Source organism: Flavobacterium sp. RSP49, from assembly GCF_003968735.1.
In the GTDB taxonomy this organism is placed as follows: domain Bacteria; phylum Bacteroidota; class Bacteroidia; order Flavobacteriales; family Flavobacteriaceae; genus Flavobacterium.
On record NZ_RYDN01000002.1, the window covers coordinates 170,665 to 186,653 of the forward strand.

The following is a 15,989-nucleotide window of genomic DNA, read 5'->3' on the forward strand; positions in this document are numbered from 1 at the left end:
AATAAAACAAAATCGTTTATGCCTAAAATCACCATCGTAACCATAAATTATAACGATTCTTTAGGTTTAGAAAAAACGATACAATCGGTTTTAAATCAATCTTTTTCAAATTTTGGATACGTAATTATTGATGGAAATTCAACTGATGGAAGTAAAGAAGTTATTTTAAATTATCAACATAAATTAACGTACTGGGTAAGTGAGCCAGACCGTGGAATTTATGATGCGATGAACAAGGGAATTAAAGCAGCCAAAGGCGAGTATTTGTTGTTTATGAACAGTGGAGATGTATTGGTTAATGATGCTACTATTTTAAATGTGTGTGCTGAAAAATTAGTTGAGGATATTGTTGCCTTTGATTGTTTTTTAGAAAAGAATAATATAGTTGTTGGTAGGAGGACGCATATTGCAAAGCCGACCTTGTTTTATGTTATCCGACATGGATTTAAACATCAAAGTACATTTATAAAAAGAAGCTTGTTTGAAAAATTAGGATTATACAACGACTTTTATAAAATTGCTGGAGATTATGAGTTTTGGATTCGTTGTTTTCTAGAGTCTTCAACAACTTCAAAAAGTTATGCCATTCCAATAGCGATTTTTCAATTGAATGGTATCTCGCAAATTGGTGATTGGGGAGAAGAGCATCACTTAATAGAGCTAGAGTTATTGCCACATTTAATGACAGATTATAAAGAATATCAGCAATTATTGCCTTATCAAAACTCTAGAATTTTAAAAATTGTAATTAGTATTCAAAAGCTTTTTAGTAAATTAAAAAACTTAAACGGCATCCTTTCATTAAAAAATTCGAATGATATATACTAAAAAAATTCTACTTTGTTTTGGCACACGTCCGGAAGCCATAAAAACGGCACCGCTATATCACGAATTAAAAAAAAATAATTTTGATGTAAAAGTCTGTGTCACGGCACAACATCGAGAGATGCTGGATCAGGTGTTGGAATTTTTTGTTATTGCTCCCGATTATGATTTAGATTTGATGCAACCCAATCAAAGCTTGAACAGTTTAAGTGCCAGTATTTTATTAAAGATGAATAGTGTATTTGCTGATGCAAAACCAGATTTGGTTTTGGTCCATGGAGACACAACAACTTCATCGATGGTGGCGTTGGCCGCCTTTCATAATGGCATTACCGTAGGACATATAGAAGCGGGCTTGCGTACGTATCATAAAAAGGCGCCCTTTCCGGAGGAAGTGAACCGGCAGTTGACCAGCAGAATTGCCGATATTCATTTTACCCCTACCGCTGTAGCCACACAGAATTTACGGAATGAACGCATTCTGCCAACTACTATCGTCGAAACTGGAAATACCGTTATTGATGCGCTATTGTGGACTGTTGAGAAAATTGGCGCAGAAGATTATATCAATCCTGAAATTGAACGATTGAAACGTTTGCTTCCTACCGATAAAAAAATGGTTCTGGTTACAGGACACCGAAGAGAAAATTTCGGAGCCGGTTTTGAGCGCCTTTGTGATGCACTTTTATCAGTTTCAGAACGGGATGATGTTACTATAGTTTATCCTGTACATTTAAATCCCAAAGTGAAAGATGTTGTATATGAGAAATTGTCCAATACTAAAAATATTTATCTGATACCACCCGTTTCCTATCCCGTTTTTGTGTGGTTGATGCAACAATCTTTTTTGATTGTCACAGATTCCGGTGGTATTCAGGAAGAAGCCCCTTCCTTAGGTAAACCTGTTTTGGTTACTCGTGATGTTTCAGAAAGACCTGAAGGGGTTACTGCCGGATTTTCTATTTTAGTAGGTACCGATCAGCAAAAAATCAGCACTACTATTTGTTCTTTTTTAGACGGATTCACGGGATTTGGGCATTCCATCAATCCTTATGGAACCGGTGATGCCTGCCAAAAAATAGCAACATATTTATTAAAACACTATTAAAATGAAAATTCTTGTTGTAGTAGACTCCATCAATATTGAAGACAGTAGTGGTTCAAAAGCCAATGTCGCTTTGATTAAGAACTTAGCCGAGGCAGGTTTCGAGGTTTTAGTCTATCATTATACTTTAAAAAATATTCAATTAGAAGGAATACAGTGTATTGCAATTACAGAGATAAAGTACAGCCCTCTGTATTTTTTGAGTCGACTGCAAAGGATATTGAGCAGAAGTTTTAATATCAATGTTGCGCCATTATTAGAGAAGATATTTGGTTTTTCCTTTACCTTCTTTAATGATACGAACAGTATTGTTAGAGGTTTAAAAAAAATGACTTTTGAACCGGATTTAGTACTTACATTAAGCAAAGGGGGAAGTTTTAGACCACATTATGCAGTTTTAAAATGTCCTGAATTACATCGTAATTGGATGGCTTACATACACGATCCTTATCCGTTTCACTTTTATCCAAGACCTTATACCTGGGTTGAATCTAGCTACAAACAAAAAGAGATATTCTTTGCAAAAGTTTCCGAAAAAGCAAAATATAGTGCTTTTCCTAGTCAATTATTGTTGGAGTGGATGGGGAGTTTTTATCCTAATTTTTTAAAAACGGGAGTTGTGATTCCGCACCAAAATGCTAGATATGAAATTCAAAATCAAGATTTTCCATCCTATTTCGATATGTCTAAATTCAATCTGCTTCATGCGGGAAATTTGATGAAACAACGCTCTCCCGAAGGTTTGATAAAAGGGTTTAAATTATTTTTACAAAATAATCCAGAGGCCAAAAAGGAGTCTCAATTGCTATTACTTGGTCCTGCTTCCTTCCATGCTGAAATGCTGGAAGACTATCAAAAAAACAGTCCTGAAATTTATATTCATAAGGGTATTTTCGCTTTTGATGAAGTGTACCATCTTCAAAAAAACGTAGCGGTCAATATTATTTTAGAATCTAAAGCTGAAATAAGTCCTTTTCTTCCTGCCAAGTTTCCGCATTGTATAGCAGCCAATAAAATGATTCTTTCATTAGCCCCTTATTACAGCGAAACCAGAAGATTATTGGGAAATGATTACGAATATTGGTCTGAGGTGGATGATGTTAAAAATATCGCCAACTTGATAGAAAAATTGTATTTGCTATGGAAACAAAACCCAGATAATTTGCTTCTGAATAGAAGTGATTTAGAGGAATATCTTTCGGTTGCTTATTTGAAAAAAGTAATTAATGATTTAGAAAATAATAATTAGTTATGGTAAATCCTGTTTTCTCTTTGCATATTACTACTAAAAATCGTAAAACCGATCTAGCTTTTACTTTAAGTAAAATCGATCCCCTTCTTGAACATACTTCTGTAGAATGTATGGTTTTTGATGATGGATCTATTGATGGTACCTTTGAGTTTGTAAAGCAAAACTATCCTAAGATAATACTCAAAAAAAATTCCATATCAAAAGGTTATATTTTTTGCAGGAACAAGATGCTAAACGAAACTAAAGCTGATTACACCATTTCATTGGACGATGATGCCCATTTTGTTAGCGAAAATCCATTGGAATCCATACGAAAACATTTTGAGGACAATGCTCTTTGCGGCTTGCTCGCCTTTCGTGTTTTTTGGGGATTAGAAGAACCGGTTTCCAAATTATCCAACGAAAAACCTCATAGAGTTCAAGGATTTGTGGGTTGTGCCCATGTATGGAGAATGTCGGCTTGGAGAGAAATCCCAAACTATCCCTCTTGGTTTGTTTTCTATGGGGAGGAGGATTTTGCTTCCTTTCAGTTGTTTAAAAAGAAATGGGAAATTCATTATTTGCCCGAAGTCTTGGTCAACCACAGGGTAAATTTAAAATCAAGAAGAAACGACGCTGATTATACTCTTCGTTTGCGTAGGTCTTTGTGCTCTGGTTGGTATTTGTTCTTCTTGTTTTATCCTATAAAAACTATCCCAAGGAAGATGGCCTATTCCCTTTTGATACAGTTAAAAAATAAAGTGTTTAAGGGCGATTTAAAAGCCTTGAAAGCTGTTTTATTAGCCTTGTTGGATTTGGTTTGGAGCTTTCCAATAATCTTAAAAAACAGCAATCGCTTGACAAGGCAAGAATATGAAGATTACAATAGGCTTCCTTTAACTAAAATTTATTGGCAACCGGAAATTTATGAGATTATCAGATGAAAAACTATAGAAATTTAGACAGAGGGCAATGGGCCGAACTTAAGTTGAGTGAGGTGGCTCACAAATTGCCTAATAAAATAGTCAGTGATATTGGAGCAGGTTTTGGATGGTTTAGGCCTAGTGTTGAAAAGTTTAACTTAGAGTGGCAACCCTTTGACTTTGTTAGGAAAATTGAAGAGTCCACAATTTGGGACCTTAATCATAAGGCGCCAAAGAACGTTAAAACTCCTGGTTTTGTCGTTTTTATGGAAGTATTGGAGCATCTTTCGAACCCTGAATTAGGGATACGAAACATAGCTGAACATATGGAGACAGGCGGTTATATGGTGCTTACCACTCCTAATCCATTGAGTGCGGAGAGTAAGTTTACTTACTTGTTTAAAAATAATTTGTATGCTTTTCAACCCAAACATTTACTGGAGCACCATGTTTACGTTCCTTTGCCTCATGTGGTGCGCTTTCATTTAGAAAACAATGGTTTTGAGGTTCTTGAATCTGCGACGATAGGAAATGTGATTGCTCCAAAAGTAGCTTTTACACTAAAGTACTTCAAAGAATTGGTACATTATCTTTTTTTAAAATTATTTGTTGCGTTTCATCCGGAATCCAATGGGCATACACAAGGTTTTTTTGTTATAAAAAAATAATTTTTAAGGTGTTTATTGCTAGTTAGGGCCAAAAAATAGACTAAGAGTAGCAGTGAATCGATACTCTTTAAAGAAATATTTATCAACAATACCAAAACATATTGAAACATTTCACTACTTTTGAACTGTAATACGACGAATAACTGGAATTATTCGAGGTCTTACACTAATCATTTTGCTCAAAAAAACGGGGTTCTAGCCAGTATTTTTGAGCTTTTTTTATATCAAAAAGGGACTGAAAAGTACTTTTTAGACCAAAAAGAAACTTCTTTTGGCATAAATAATTCTTGTTTTATTTTATTGGAGGTTAAAATCATAACCCAAAGTCAAGCTTTTAAGGCAATTTGGGGATGTACAATTCCAGCAAGACCGAATATTGATCTCGTGCGGACGCTTTTTTTGCCCGATCTTGACGAAACAAAAGTCCGGTCAAGACTAAACGGCTCTAATTTTCGTTAATTATAGGCCAAAAAAAACCTCGAGTACTGGAATACTCGAGGTCTTACAATAATCAGATGCTTCTGATTACGGGGTTCTAGCCGGCTTTTCTAAAGGATAACTCATTCAGCATGCTGCGTAATTTTTTTCCGGGTCGGAAAAGAATGCGACTTTTTTTAATCGCGGCAGCGGACACATCGGCAGCCATTTCCTTGCCTTCGGAACTGATACCCACCTGGAAATTACCCAGTCGGCCCAGTTTTACAATTCGGCCTTGCCCGAGTTCCCCAATGATGTTGTGTTCTAAGGACAACAAGACCGCATAACAGTCCGTAGCCGTAACCGTACATTGGTAAGAGATCAACTCAGCGAGTCGGTCTAAATCTACATCGCCATCTGCAACTATAAGTCTCGAAGCGCATTTGAAATTCAAAAAAATAAGTATTTTTACAAGGATATAATTTTACTAATGAAAACGATTGCTATTATTCCTGCTCGTGGAAACTCTAAACGGTTGCCAAATAAGAATTTATTACTTTTAGGAGGAATTCCTTTATTGGTGCACAGTATTTTATTTGCCCAAAAAAATCCATCTATTATTGATGAAATCTATGTAACGACCGATAACGCAGCCATAAAAAACATTGCGCTGCAGTATGGAGTTACAGTTATTGACAGACCAGATGCCTTTTCAGGAGACTTGGAACCAACGATTAGTAGTGTCCAACATGTTTTAGAGACTATTACTCATGCAGTTGACACGGTTGTTTTGTTACAACCCACTAATCCGTTGCGACCAGAAAATTTGCTTCAGGAAGCCTATGTACGGTTTTGCATGAATGATGCTGACAGTCTTGTCACCGTAACCAGGAATCATCAAAAATTGGGAAAAATAATCAACAACAGTTTTGAACCTTATAATTACAAAATAGGGCAACGCAGTCAGGATTTAGAGCCTCTTTATTTTGAAAATGGGTTGTTGTACATTACCAAAGCTAAAGTGATACTGGAGGGTAAAATAGTTTCTGAAAATAGTATCCCTTATGAAGTAAATCATATTTTTGCCAATGTTGATATCGATACGCTGGATGATTTTGATTATGCGGAGTATTTAATCAATAAAGCGTCTCGACTGCGCTCGACGTGACAGTTGTAATGATTTGATTATTTAGTTGTACTATTGAATTTGAAATAAATCGTCTCGGCTTTACTCCGACTGCGCTCAGTACAAACTTTCGCCGTGACAGTTGTAGTGAGTTCAGGATTTTATTGTCAAATCGAGCGCAGTCGAGATTGTCTTCATTGACTCTCGCTCAACGCAGGCTCGGTCGAGATTGAGTCTTGGAGTTATTATAAAATTTAATTTGTAACCATTCATTAAAAAAATGAACCCATATATTGAAATTGCAGGAAGAAAAATAGGTCTTGATTATCCCCCTTTGGTTATTGCTGAAATCGGTATTAATCATGAAGGTTCTTTGCAAATAGCCAAAGAGATGGTAGATGCTGCTCACAGGGCCGGTGCTGAGGTGGTCAAGCATCAAACGCATATTGTGGAAGACGAGATGAGTGGGGCAGCCAAAAAAGTAATTCCAGGCAATGCTACAGTTTCGATTTATGAAATTATGGAACGTTGCTCTTTGAACGAAGTCGATGAATTAGAACTAAAAAATTATGTAGAAAGCAAAGGAATGATTTTCATTTCTACGCCTTTTTCACGAGCTGCCGCTGATCGGTTGGAGAAATTCAATGTATCCGCCTATAAAATAGGATCTGGGGAATGCAATAATTATCCGTTGTTGGAGCACATTGCTGCTTTTGGTAAGCCTGTTATTTTGAGTACTGGAATGAATACTATTGAAAGCATTACTAAAGCGGTGGCTATTTTTGATAAGTACAACGTACCCGTAGCGCTATTGCATACTACAAATTTATATCCAACTCCAATTCATCTGGTGCGTTTCGGCGCAATGATGGAAATGCATCAAGCTTTTCCGGATAAAGTTTTCGGCTTGTCCGATCATACTTTGAATAACAATGCGTGTTTAGGAGCTGTAGCTTTAGGAGCCAGTATTTTGGAACGTCATTTTACGGATCATACACATCGTACCGGTCCGGATATTGTGTGTAGTATGGATGAGCAGACATGTGGGGAACTTATCGTTTCCTCTCATGAAATGTGGCACATGCGGGGTGGAACAAAAAAGCCTGCTTTAGAAGAACAAGTAACTATTGATTTTGCATTTGCAACGGTTTGTACGATTGCTCCAATAAAAAAAGGAGCGTTATTTACTACGGATAATATATGGGTAAAACGTCCGGGAACTGGAGCTATATTGGCTGAACATTTTAATGATTTGATTGGGAAAATCGCTACTCGATATATTGATAACGACGAGCAATTAGATTTTAATGATTTTGAACAATAGTTTCTTTATTTTGCCTTTTTTTGGATAGCAATTAAAAACTTAAAAATAGAGACAATTACAAAATAAATACAGTTCCCTCGAGCGCAATCGACCGGTATTTAAGATTTAAAAGTATCTCGACTGCGCTCGACATGACAAAAAAATAATGAAAAAAATCCTATTTCTTACCGGAACCCGAGCGGATTTCGGAAAAATAAAATCATTGATTTCAATTCTTGAACAACAAGAAGGATTTGAGGTGTTTGTTTTTGTTACCGGAATGCATTTGCTAGAGCGATATGGTTACACGCTATTGGAGATAGAACGCTGTGGCTTCAAAAATATTCATACGTTTATCAATCATACTCATGAGACTACGATGGATTTGACCTTGGCCAAAACCATAGAAGGGCTCTCTGCCTTTATCAAGACCGTACCTCCTGATATGATTATAGTTCATGGAGATCGCGTAGAAACACTTGCCGGTGCTATAGTAGGATCGCTTAATAATATTTTAGTGGCGCATATCGAGGGAGGCGAGTTATCCGGAACGGTAGATGAATTAATTCGGCATAGCGTCAGTAAATTAAGCCACATCCATTTTGTTTCTAATGCTGATGCGGCCAAACGATTGATTCAAATGGGCGAAAAAAAGTCTTCTATATTTACCATTGGATCTCCTGATATTGATGTTATGTTTTCGGATGCGTTACCAAATTTGAGCGTTGCCCAATCTTATTATCAAATTCCTTTTGATACGTATGCCATTGCCATGTTTCATCCTGTTACCACAGAAACTGCCGAAATGCAGCATCATGCGAATCATTTTGTTGCCGCTTTACTGGAAGATACACATAATTATGTTGTTGTTTTCCCTAATAATGATTTGGGAACTAACACTATTTTGGAAGCCTATAAAAGACTGGAAAACAATACCCGTTTTCGAATATTTCCTTCTTTGCGATTTGAATATTTTCTGACTTTGCTCAAAAACGCACAATATATCATAGGGAACAGTAGTGCTGGAATTCGGGAAGCGCCTTGCTATGGCATTCCTATTATTAATATTGGAACACGACAGCAAAACAGAGCGGTTCACGCGCACATTATTAACGTGGATTATGAACAAAAAAATATTACAGCCGCATTAGCACTAATAGATATTCAAAAAACCATTCCAACGGCTACTGATTTTGGGAAAGGGAACAGTGCGCAGTTGTTTCTGGAGTCTATAGAAATGGATGCAATTTGGGCAATCAATCATCAAAAACAATTTAGAGATATTTAATGAAGAAACTAGGTATAGTAATCACTGATGGCGTTGGATTCCGGAATTTTGTAATGAGTGACTTTTTAACAGAAGCCAGACTCCAATTTGATACTATTATCATTTATTCGGGGTTGCCTATCAGTGCTTATCCTGCGGATTTACAGTCTACAAGTACCATAAAAGAATTGGATGTTTTTGTAGAAGGCAAATGGACCTGGTTTTTCAGGAAATGGAAAGAGCTAGCTCATCTACAACACTATAAGTCTTTTTATGGTATGAAAGACAACCTGGAATCCGGGTATCCCAAAACAATCTCTGCCCGATCTCTTTTAGTCAAAATTATTTATTTTTTTACGCAGAGAGTGCACTCTTCTGCCAGTATTCTGTTTGTAGAAAAATTACAGTTTTTGTCTTTTTCTAAACATAGAATAGCAAAAGGGTATCTTCGATTATTGCAAGAAGACCAACCGACTCATGTTTTTTTTACCCATCAAAGACCCTCGTATTTAGCCCCTTTTTTATATGCAGCTATCCAATCTCAAATACCAGTCAGCAGTTTTATTTTCAGTTGGGATAATTTAGCCTCCAAAGGAAGGATGTTAGGCACTTTTGATTATTTTTTGGTTTGGAGTGATTTAATGAAAAAGGAGCTGTTGTATTTTTATCCGAATGTAAAAGAGGAACAGGTAAGAGTGGTGGGAACACCTCAATTTGAGCCTTATGTGATGGACAAATACAAAACAGAAAAACAAGATTTTTATGCTAAATTTAATTTAAAGGAGAGTCAAAAAATAATTTGTTTCAGTTGTGCTGATGCCAGTATCGGAGCGAATGATCCTGTTGTGATTCGGACTATTGCCAATGCCATGCGAGAAAATAAAATAGGAATTCCATGTCAACTTGTTGTACGGACTTCTCCAGCAGAAGAACCAGAGCGTTTTGCTGCGATACAAAAAGAGTTTCCTGAAATTATCTGGAATACGCCCAAATGGATTTTGACTCGGGAGAATCATGCTGAAAGCTGGTCGCAACGCATTCCTAGTGAGGAGGATATCATGGATTTACGTTCTTTGTTGGAATATGTTGATTTGAATATTAACATGTGCTCTACAATGAGTTTAGATTTTATGTTATTTGACAAACCGGTAATTAATACTGTTTTTGGAAATCCTGAAAATGGTTTGTATGATGACCAACGTTTTTTAGGATATGATCATTTCAAAAAAGTAGTCGAGAGCCAATCCGTGACCATCGCCAAAAATCCAACCGAATTAATTGACCAAATCAAGGAGGCTTTAATCAATCCTTTGGCACGAACTAAAGAAAGAAAGGCTATGATTGACTTACAAATAAGCAAAAAATTAAACGGAACCAGTCAGCGTATTGCCACAACTTTATCACAATGGAATGACCGAAAATAAAAAAATAGCAGTGCTTTGTAATTATGAACTATTACCCGAAAGAGTAGGCGGAATGGATTACTTTTTTTGGGCGTTTGACAAGAAATGTGCAGCAAATAATATTCAGGTAGATTGGTTTTTTCCGAATCAATCGGATCATGGCGAATATGTTACTTTAACGATTTTTGAGAGTGGATATCAATCCGTAGAAAATCATTTTCTTAGTTTTTGTACCACCAATGCAACAGCGTATACGCATATCATTACCCATTTTGTCGAATTATGTACTCCTTTTTTTTATAAAATAAAGCAGTTCAGCGGCGCTAAAATAATTGCCGTGGATCATAATCCAAGACCTCTTTCCGGCTATCCTTTAAAAAAGAGAATCGAGAAAAGAATCAAAGGAATTTTATTTTCCAGATATATTGCTGTTTTTGTAGGGGTTTCTGATTATTCCCGTCTCGAATTAATCAAGGAATTTGGATCCCAAATTGGGAAAAAATCAATCGTAATTCTTAATGGATTAGATAATCGTAAATTTAAAAAGAAATTAAATTTTGAATTCAATAACAAATTTATTGTCGCTTCTCATCTCAGAAGGGATAAAGGAATTCAGGATTTAATAGTAGCTGTAAAATATTTAACGGATAACCATGAATATGATTTTTTAATAGATATATATGGCAGTGGTTATTTCGAAATGGAATTGAAAAAGATGATTGAGGATTATTCGCTTCAGAAATTTTTTGATTTCAAAGGGAGTGTGGCTAATTTAAATGAGATCTATTGTAATTATGATTATTTAATTCATCCTTCTCATGGAGAAACATTTTGTTATTCAGTTGTCGAAAGCTTAATGTGTGATTTGCCAGTTATAACAACGAAGGAACAAGGAAATATATTAGAATTAGTGGAGGATAATAAAAATGGTTTTTTGTTTGAGGTTTGTCAAGTTAATCAGTTAAAAGAAATTTTAGTTAAAATTTTGAATAATGATTCTAGAATCAGTAATTGTTCCGCAGTTAATAAAAGTGTCAATGATATAACTTTAACGTCGATGGTTGATCATTATTTAGCATTGGTATTAGAGAATAAATCTTAATTTTACACCGTCAAATCCGTTCCCGTACGTATGTTTTTTAATTCCTTATCCTTTGCCGTTTTCCTGCCAATCGTATTTGTGTTGTATTGGTTTGTTTGTAATAAAACCAAAAGCACTCAAAATGCAGTGCTCATTATAGCCAGCTATTATTTTTATTCCTGTTGGGATTGGCGTTTTCTGTTCCTGTTGGTGTTCTCGACGTTTTTAGATTATTATACCGGTATTCGGATAGAAAAGGCCAAGACGGTAAGGAGTCGGAAATTTTGGTTTTGGCTGAGTATCAGTGTAAATCTGGGCTTCCTGGGAATTTTTAAATACTATAATTTTTTTGCAGATTCTTTCTCGGAGTTGTTGAATGGGTTTGGGTTACAAACGAGTCCTTTACTGCTCAACGTGATCTTGCCGGTGGGTATTTCCTTCTATACGTTTCACGGATTATCATACGTCATTGATATTTATTTAAAGCGCATTAAAGCCGAATATAATTTTGTGGATTACTCGTTGTTTGTCAGTTATTTTCCACTGCTTGTGGCGGGACCCATTGAAAGAGCCACACATTTATTACCACAGGTAAAGGTGAAACGCAGTTTTGACTATCAAAAAGCCAAAGAAGGAATCTTTCAGTTTGCCTGGGGATTGGTCAAAAAAGTGGTAATTGCGGATACCTGCGCTACATACGCCAATGCGATTTTTGATAATTATGAATCCATGAATTCTTTGTCGTTGGTTCTTGGTGCCGTTTATTTTGCTTTCCAGATTTATGGGGATTTTTCGGGTTATTCTGATATGGCGTTGGGAATGTCAAAATTGTTTGGAATCGATTTGCTGCGCAATTTTAACTACCCCTATTTTTCTCGTGATATCGCCGAGTTCTGGCGGCGCTGGCACATTTCTCTTTCGTCGTGGTTTCGGGATTACGTATATATTCCTTTGGGAGGCAGCAGTGGAGGTATGGGAATGAAAATCCGCAATACCTTTATTATTTTTTTAATCAGTGGTTTTTGGCATGGTGCCAATTGGACTTTTATTGCCTGGGGTTTTATTAATGCCCTGTATTTTTTACCATTGTTGCTATTGAAGCGGAATCGATCTAATATGGAAACAGTGTCCTTGCATTGGGATTTTGCCTCCGTCACAGTTTTCTTTAGCATTATCAGTACATTCGCATTAACCTGCCTGGCATGGATTTTCTTCCGGGTAAAATCGATAGGAGATGCTTTTGAATATATTGGGCGTATTTTTACCAATGGAAATTTTGCATCACAGTATTTGGATAACGAGCGATACAATTATGAAATCATCATTTTAATACTTGCTTTTATTGTTGTGGAATGGAATAGCCGAACGCAAGTGGAACCTATTTCTGGACGCTACAGTTATTTAAAGTTGGGATTATGCCTTGCAGCAATTGTGGCATTAGGAACGTATTCCGATTATAAAGAATTTATTTATTTTCAGTTTTAGTGTGGTATTTTCGTTTTACCCCAACCCTAAAGGGAGCCGAAAATTTAGAACGCTCTTGATTAGTAGGTCGTAGTCTTTCTTTTTCCCACCCTTTAGGGATGGGGAAGGAAAAAGGAATAGGAGAGGTTGATTTTCGTTTTACCCTGACCCTAAAGGGAGCCGAAAATTTAGGACGTTCTTGATTAGTAGGTCGTAGTCTTTCTTTTTCCCACCCTTTAGGGATGGGGAAGGAAAAAGGAAGTTGAGGGAGCCGCATTTTCGTTTTACCCCAACCCTAAAGGAATCTTAAGTTTTTGAAATAAAAATATAGTTTGAGTTATGGATAAAAATTCGCTTCAGTCAGATAATATGTGGAAAGGTGCATCTCCGAAAATTTTTTCAAATGCAAAGAAATTAAGAGAAAGCGCAACTGAAGCGGAAGAAAAATTTTGGTTAGCGGTAAAAAGCAATCAAATAGAGGGCTTTAAATTTCGGAGGCAACATCCTCTTAGTTTTTACATTGCCGATTTTTATTGTCATGCCTTAAAGTTAGTAATTGAAATTGATGGAGGATATCATCTGACTGAAGAACAACAGCTATTAGATGAAGAAAGAACCAAGAATATCGAATTTCAAGGATTAAAAGTAATTCGATTCACAAATGAGGAAGTACTAATGCAGTTGCCGGAAGTTATAGATACAATAAAAGCGTTTATTGATGCGGGATAAATTTCCGTTTTACCTCTGCCCTAAAGGGAGTCGAAAATTTAGGTCGTTTGGTGTCAAATTTCCGTTTTACCCCTAACCTAAAGGGAAACGGAAATTTAGAACGCTCTTGAATCGTAGTTCTTAGTCTTTCTTTTTCCCACCCTTTAGGGATGGGGGCGGAAAAAGAAATTATTTAAAAAGAAACTATAAATACTATACAATACAAAACAACAATGAAGCAGTTTTTAATTTTTACAGTCAAAACCCTCGTGCTACTATTTTTACTGTTAGTAGTATTGGATTTTCTATACACAACAGTTTATGTACAGTCGTCGAATAGAGGGAAAATTGATTATGTTTACAATTCAGCAGCGCGCGAGTATGATGTGGTAATTTTAGGATCTTCCAGAGCCAACAATCATTTTGTGGCTCCAATGTTTGAAGAAAAAGGATTGAAAACATTTAATTTTGGGATGAGCGGAGGACATTTGTTTGAAGCCTCCCTACTGTTGAAATTAATGGTGGAACGAAAGTATACTATAAAAAATGTGATACTCGAGGCCGATTTGAATTTATCAAATGAAAAGCGAGATGAGGGTGTTTCTTCTCGTTTTCTTCCCTTTATCCATGATTCTAAAACAATCAGAAATCATTTTTTAAAAGAGGCCGATTTTAAAGAATTGTATTACATTCCTTTTTACAGGTATGTTGCATTTGATTCCAAGATTGGGTTTAGAGAACTCTATAAAACGGTATCGAAAGAGCCTACTACAAATTTGGCTTATTTAGGATATTATCCGTTAGTCAAAAAAAAGGGTAACATGAAAAACAATCTGACTAATTTAAAACCGTTACGGAACAAATATTATGAAGAAATTAAACAGCTTTGCAAGGACAACAACATCAATTTGATTGCCGTCATGACCCCGATGTGCACCAATACCAAAGGATTAAATTATTTTGAAAAAGTGCAACAATGCTATCCTGAAATTTACAATTATGAAAATACGGTAGAAGGAGATCAGTATTTTTCGTCCTGCGGGCATCTGAATGATACCGGAGCACGACGGTTTACCAGTGTAATTATAAAAGATTTTTTTAATAGATAAGATGGGAAACGAATATTCAGCAGTGGCTCCCTTTATTTTGGAGAAGGTTGAGGTGAGGAAAATAGCTTTTTTAAGCCCGGAATATCCACACCCAAAAACGGGAAGCTCCGGCGGGATAGGTACCAGTATCAAAAATCTGGCAATGGGACTTTTGGCAGAAGGCTGTTCCGTACGCGTTTTAGTGTATGCCCAAAAAGAAGAAGCTGTTTTTTATGACAATGGTATTTGTATTCAACAAATCAGAAATGTGAAATTTAAGGGATTGTCGTGGTATTTGACCCGAAAAAAACTGCAAAATATTATTGATACTTTATACGAGGATAAAAAAATTGATGTGGTAGAAGCTCCGGACTGGACAGGAATCACCTCTTTTATCTCTCCTAAAAAATGTCCGGTTGTGATTCGGTTGCATGGCTCGGATACTTATTTTTGTCACTTGGATCAGCGGCCTGTAAAGTGGATTAATAAATTTCATGAAAAAAGAGCATTGAAAAAGGCAGATGGCTTGCTTTCCGTAAGTCAGTTTACGGCCGATACTACGAATGCGGTCTTTGGTTTAAACAAGCAATTTACGATTATTCCGAATGGTATTGATCTTGATGCGTTTAGTCCGGATGATAAAAACAAAGAAAATACGAACACGATTCTATATTTTGGTAGTTTAATTCGTAAAAAAGGATTGTTAGAGTTGCCGTTTATTTTTAATGCAGTGGTCGCTAAAAATCCAAATACAAAATTGATTTTGTTAGGGAAAGATGTTCCCGATATCATGTCAGGGAATTCTTCCACTTGGCAGATGATGCAAGGAATATTTTCTCCAGCTGCGCTGCTCAATGTGACTTATTATGGGGCTGTACCATATCAGGACATCAAAAAGCATATTAGTACGGCAACAATTTGCGTGTTTCCTACTTTTGCAGAGGCTTTGCCCGTGTCTTGGATTGAGGCCATGGCGCTGCAAAAACCTATTGTAGCCTCAAATATTGGCTGGGCACAAGAAGTGATTGATGCCGGTATCAATGGGTTTTTAGTACATCCTAAAAATCATTTGGAATACGCAACAAAAATTATTCAACTGTTAGATGATGCTGTTTTGCAAAAGGCGTTTGGTTTAGCGGCAGAAAAGAAAGTGAAAGAAAAATTTAGTAAGGAGAAAGTGGCGCAACAGAGTGTAGTGTTTTATAAAAAAGTTTGTGTTAGGTTAGAATCAGACAGCTAAGTTAAAAAAGCATGACTTCGACTACAATTCGTCGACGCTCAATATGTACTTTCGACCTGATAGAAAGGATTATTAAAACGTAGGATGCTAACAGAGATTAACGGATCGAAGTGTGGTTCAATTTTTTTATTTAAGATTAA

At 36.2% G+C, this 15,989-nt stretch carries 15 protein-coding genes; 14 read left to right on the forward strand and 1 reads right to left on the reverse strand.

Annotated elements, in window-relative coordinates; genetic code table 11:
- Nucleotides 1-18: 18 nt before the first annotated feature.
- Genes EKM02_RS02400 through EKM02_RS02420 form a run of 5 tightly spaced genes read left to right on the forward strand, consistent with a single transcriptional unit; the run spans nt 19 to nt 4,752 of the window.
- On the forward strand, nt 19-828 hold the full coding sequence (locus EKM02_RS02400; RefSeq protein WP_126451869.1) for a glycosyltransferase family 2 protein: 810 nt from the start codon (nt 19-21) through the stop codon (nt 826-828).
- On the forward strand, nt 815-1,933 hold the full coding sequence (gene wecB, locus EKM02_RS02405) for a non-hydrolyzing UDP-N-acetylglucosamine 2-epimerase (RefSeq protein ID WP_126451870.1): 1,119 nt from the start codon (nt 815-817) through the stop codon (nt 1,931-1,933). Before EKM02_RS02400 ends, wecB begins: the two co-directional genes overlap by 14 nt.
- Before the next feature lies 1 nt (nt 1,934).
- Nucleotides 1,935-3,179: a UDP-glycosyltransferase gene (locus tag EKM02_RS02410; protein ID WP_126451871.1), complete on the forward strand. Its 1,245-nt coding sequence runs from the start codon at nt 1,935-1,937 to the stop codon at nt 3,177-3,179.
- A 2-nt stretch (nt 3,180-3,181) separates the two neighbouring features.
- Nucleotides 3,182-4,105 (forward strand): glycosyltransferase, encoded by a 924-nt coding sequence (locus EKM02_RS02415; protein WP_126451872.1) that lies wholly within the window; start codon nt 3,182-3,184, stop codon nt 4,103-4,105.
- Complete coding sequence (locus EKM02_RS02420) at nt 4,102-4,752, forward strand: methyltransferase domain-containing protein (protein WP_126451873.1); 651 nt, start codon at nt 4,102-4,104, stop codon at nt 4,750-4,752. The genes EKM02_RS02415 and EKM02_RS02420 overlap by 4 nt, the downstream gene beginning before the upstream one ends.
- Nucleotides 4,753-5,287: 535 nt before the next feature.
- Here the strand turns inward: EKM02_RS02420 and EKM02_RS02425 are convergent.
- On the reverse strand, nt 5,288-5,623 hold the full coding sequence (locus EKM02_RS02425) for an HU family DNA-binding protein (protein ID WP_234423138.1): 336 nt from the start codon (nt 5,621-5,623) through the stop codon (nt 5,288-5,290).
- Between the two features lie 36 nt (nt 5,624-5,659).
- Between EKM02_RS02425 and EKM02_RS02430 the strand changes: the two genes are divergently transcribed.
- The 9 genes from EKM02_RS02430 (at nt 5,660) to EKM02_RS02470 (ending at nt 15,849) form a co-directional block, all read left to right on the forward strand.
- Nucleotides 5,660-6,337, forward strand: coding sequence for a cytidylyltransferase domain-containing protein (locus EKM02_RS02430; RefSeq protein ID WP_126451875.1), 678 nt, complete (start codon nt 5,660-5,662; stop codon nt 6,335-6,337).
- 238 nt (nt 6,338-6,575) lie between these two features.
- A complete protein-coding gene (locus tag EKM02_RS02435; RefSeq protein ID WP_126451876.1) occupies nt 6,576-7,619 on the forward strand; it encodes an N-acetylneuraminate synthase family protein in 1,044 nt (347 codons plus the stop codon).
- Between the two features lie 145 nt (nt 7,620-7,764).
- On the forward strand, nt 7,765-8,886 hold the full coding sequence (neuC, locus tag EKM02_RS02440) for a UDP-N-acetylglucosamine 2-epimerase (protein ID WP_126451877.1): 1,122 nt from the start codon (nt 7,765-7,767) through the stop codon (nt 8,884-8,886).
- Nucleotides 8,886-10,289, forward strand: a complete 1,404-nt coding sequence (locus EKM02_RS02445; RefSeq protein ID WP_126451878.1) for a hypothetical protein — start codon at nt 8,886-8,888, stop codon at nt 10,287-10,289. The genes neuC and EKM02_RS02445 overlap by 1 nt, the downstream gene beginning before the upstream one ends.
- On the forward strand, nt 10,276-11,370 hold the full coding sequence (locus EKM02_RS02450) for a glycosyltransferase family 4 protein (RefSeq protein ID WP_126451879.1): 1,095 nt from the start codon (nt 10,276-10,278) through the stop codon (nt 11,368-11,370). Before EKM02_RS02445 ends, EKM02_RS02450 begins: the two co-directional genes overlap by 14 nt.
- A 30-nt stretch (nt 11,371-11,400) precedes the next feature.
- The gene (locus EKM02_RS02455; RefSeq protein ID WP_126451880.1) at nt 11,401-12,834 is read left to right on the forward strand and encodes an MBOAT family O-acyltransferase; all 1,434 of its coding nucleotides are present in this window, start codon (nt 11,401-11,403) and stop codon (nt 12,832-12,834) included.
- 318 nt (nt 12,835-13,152) lie between these two features.
- Entirely contained in the window at nt 13,153-13,542 is a 390-nt protein-coding gene (locus tag EKM02_RS02460; protein ID WP_234423139.1) for an endonuclease domain-containing protein, read from the forward strand.
- Nucleotides 13,543-13,754: 212 nt separating this feature from the next.
- Entirely contained in the window at nt 13,755-14,630 is an 876-nt protein-coding gene (locus EKM02_RS02465; RefSeq protein WP_126451881.1) for a hypothetical protein, read from the forward strand.
- 1 nt (nt 14,631) lies between these two features.
- Nucleotides 14,632-15,849 carry a glycosyltransferase family 4 protein gene (locus EKM02_RS02470; RefSeq protein WP_126451882.1) on the forward strand — a complete coding sequence of 406 codons (1,218 nt, stop codon included), beginning with the start codon at nt 14,632-14,634 and terminating at the stop codon, nt 15,847-15,849.
- The last annotated feature ends 140 nt before the right edge of the window (nt 15,850-15,989 follow it).

What these genes read in the sequence shown, in the direction of transcription:
- EKM02_RS02400 (WP_126451869.1), top strand. Translation starts at nt 19, where the DNA reads ATGCCTAAAATCACCATCGTAACCATAAATTATAACGATTCTTTAGGT.
- wecB (WP_126451870.1), top strand. Translation starts at nt 815, where the DNA reads ATGATATATACTAAAAAAATTCTACTTTGTTTTGGCACACGTCCGGAA.
- EKM02_RS02410 (WP_126451871.1), top strand. Translation starts at nt 1,935, where the DNA reads ATGAAAATTCTTGTTGTAGTAGACTCCATCAATATTGAAGACAGTAGT.
- EKM02_RS02415 (WP_126451872.1), top strand. Translation starts at nt 3,182, where the DNA reads ATGGTAAATCCTGTTTTCTCTTTGCATATTACTACTAAAAATCGTAAA.
- EKM02_RS02420 (WP_126451873.1), top strand. Translation starts at nt 4,102, where the DNA reads ATGAAAAACTATAGAAATTTAGACAGAGGGCAATGGGCCGAACTTAAG.
- EKM02_RS02430 (WP_126451875.1), top strand. Translation starts at nt 5,660, where the DNA reads ATGAAAACGATTGCTATTATTCCTGCTCGTGGAAACTCTAAACGGTTG.
- EKM02_RS02435 (WP_126451876.1), top strand. Translation starts at nt 6,576, where the DNA reads ATGAACCCATATATTGAAATTGCAGGAAGAAAAATAGGTCTTGATTAT.
- neuC (WP_126451877.1), top strand. Translation starts at nt 7,765, where the DNA reads ATGAAAAAAATCCTATTTCTTACCGGAACCCGAGCGGATTTCGGAAAA.
- EKM02_RS02445 (WP_126451878.1), top strand. Translation starts at nt 8,886, where the DNA reads ATGAAGAAACTAGGTATAGTAATCACTGATGGCGTTGGATTCCGGAAT.
- EKM02_RS02450 (WP_126451879.1), top strand. Translation starts at nt 10,276, where the DNA reads ATGACCGAAAATAAAAAAATAGCAGTGCTTTGTAATTATGAACTATTA.
- EKM02_RS02455 (WP_126451880.1), top strand. Translation starts at nt 11,401, where the DNA reads ATGTTTTTTAATTCCTTATCCTTTGCCGTTTTCCTGCCAATCGTATTT.
- EKM02_RS02460 (WP_234423139.1), top strand. Translation starts at nt 13,153, where the DNA reads ATGGATAAAAATTCGCTTCAGTCAGATAATATGTGGAAAGGTGCATCT.
- EKM02_RS02465 (WP_126451881.1), top strand. Translation starts at nt 13,755, where the DNA reads ATGAAGCAGTTTTTAATTTTTACAGTCAAAACCCTCGTGCTACTATTT.
- EKM02_RS02470 (WP_126451882.1), top strand. Translation starts at nt 14,632, where the DNA reads ATGGGAAACGAATATTCAGCAGTGGCTCCCTTTATTTTGGAGAAGGTT.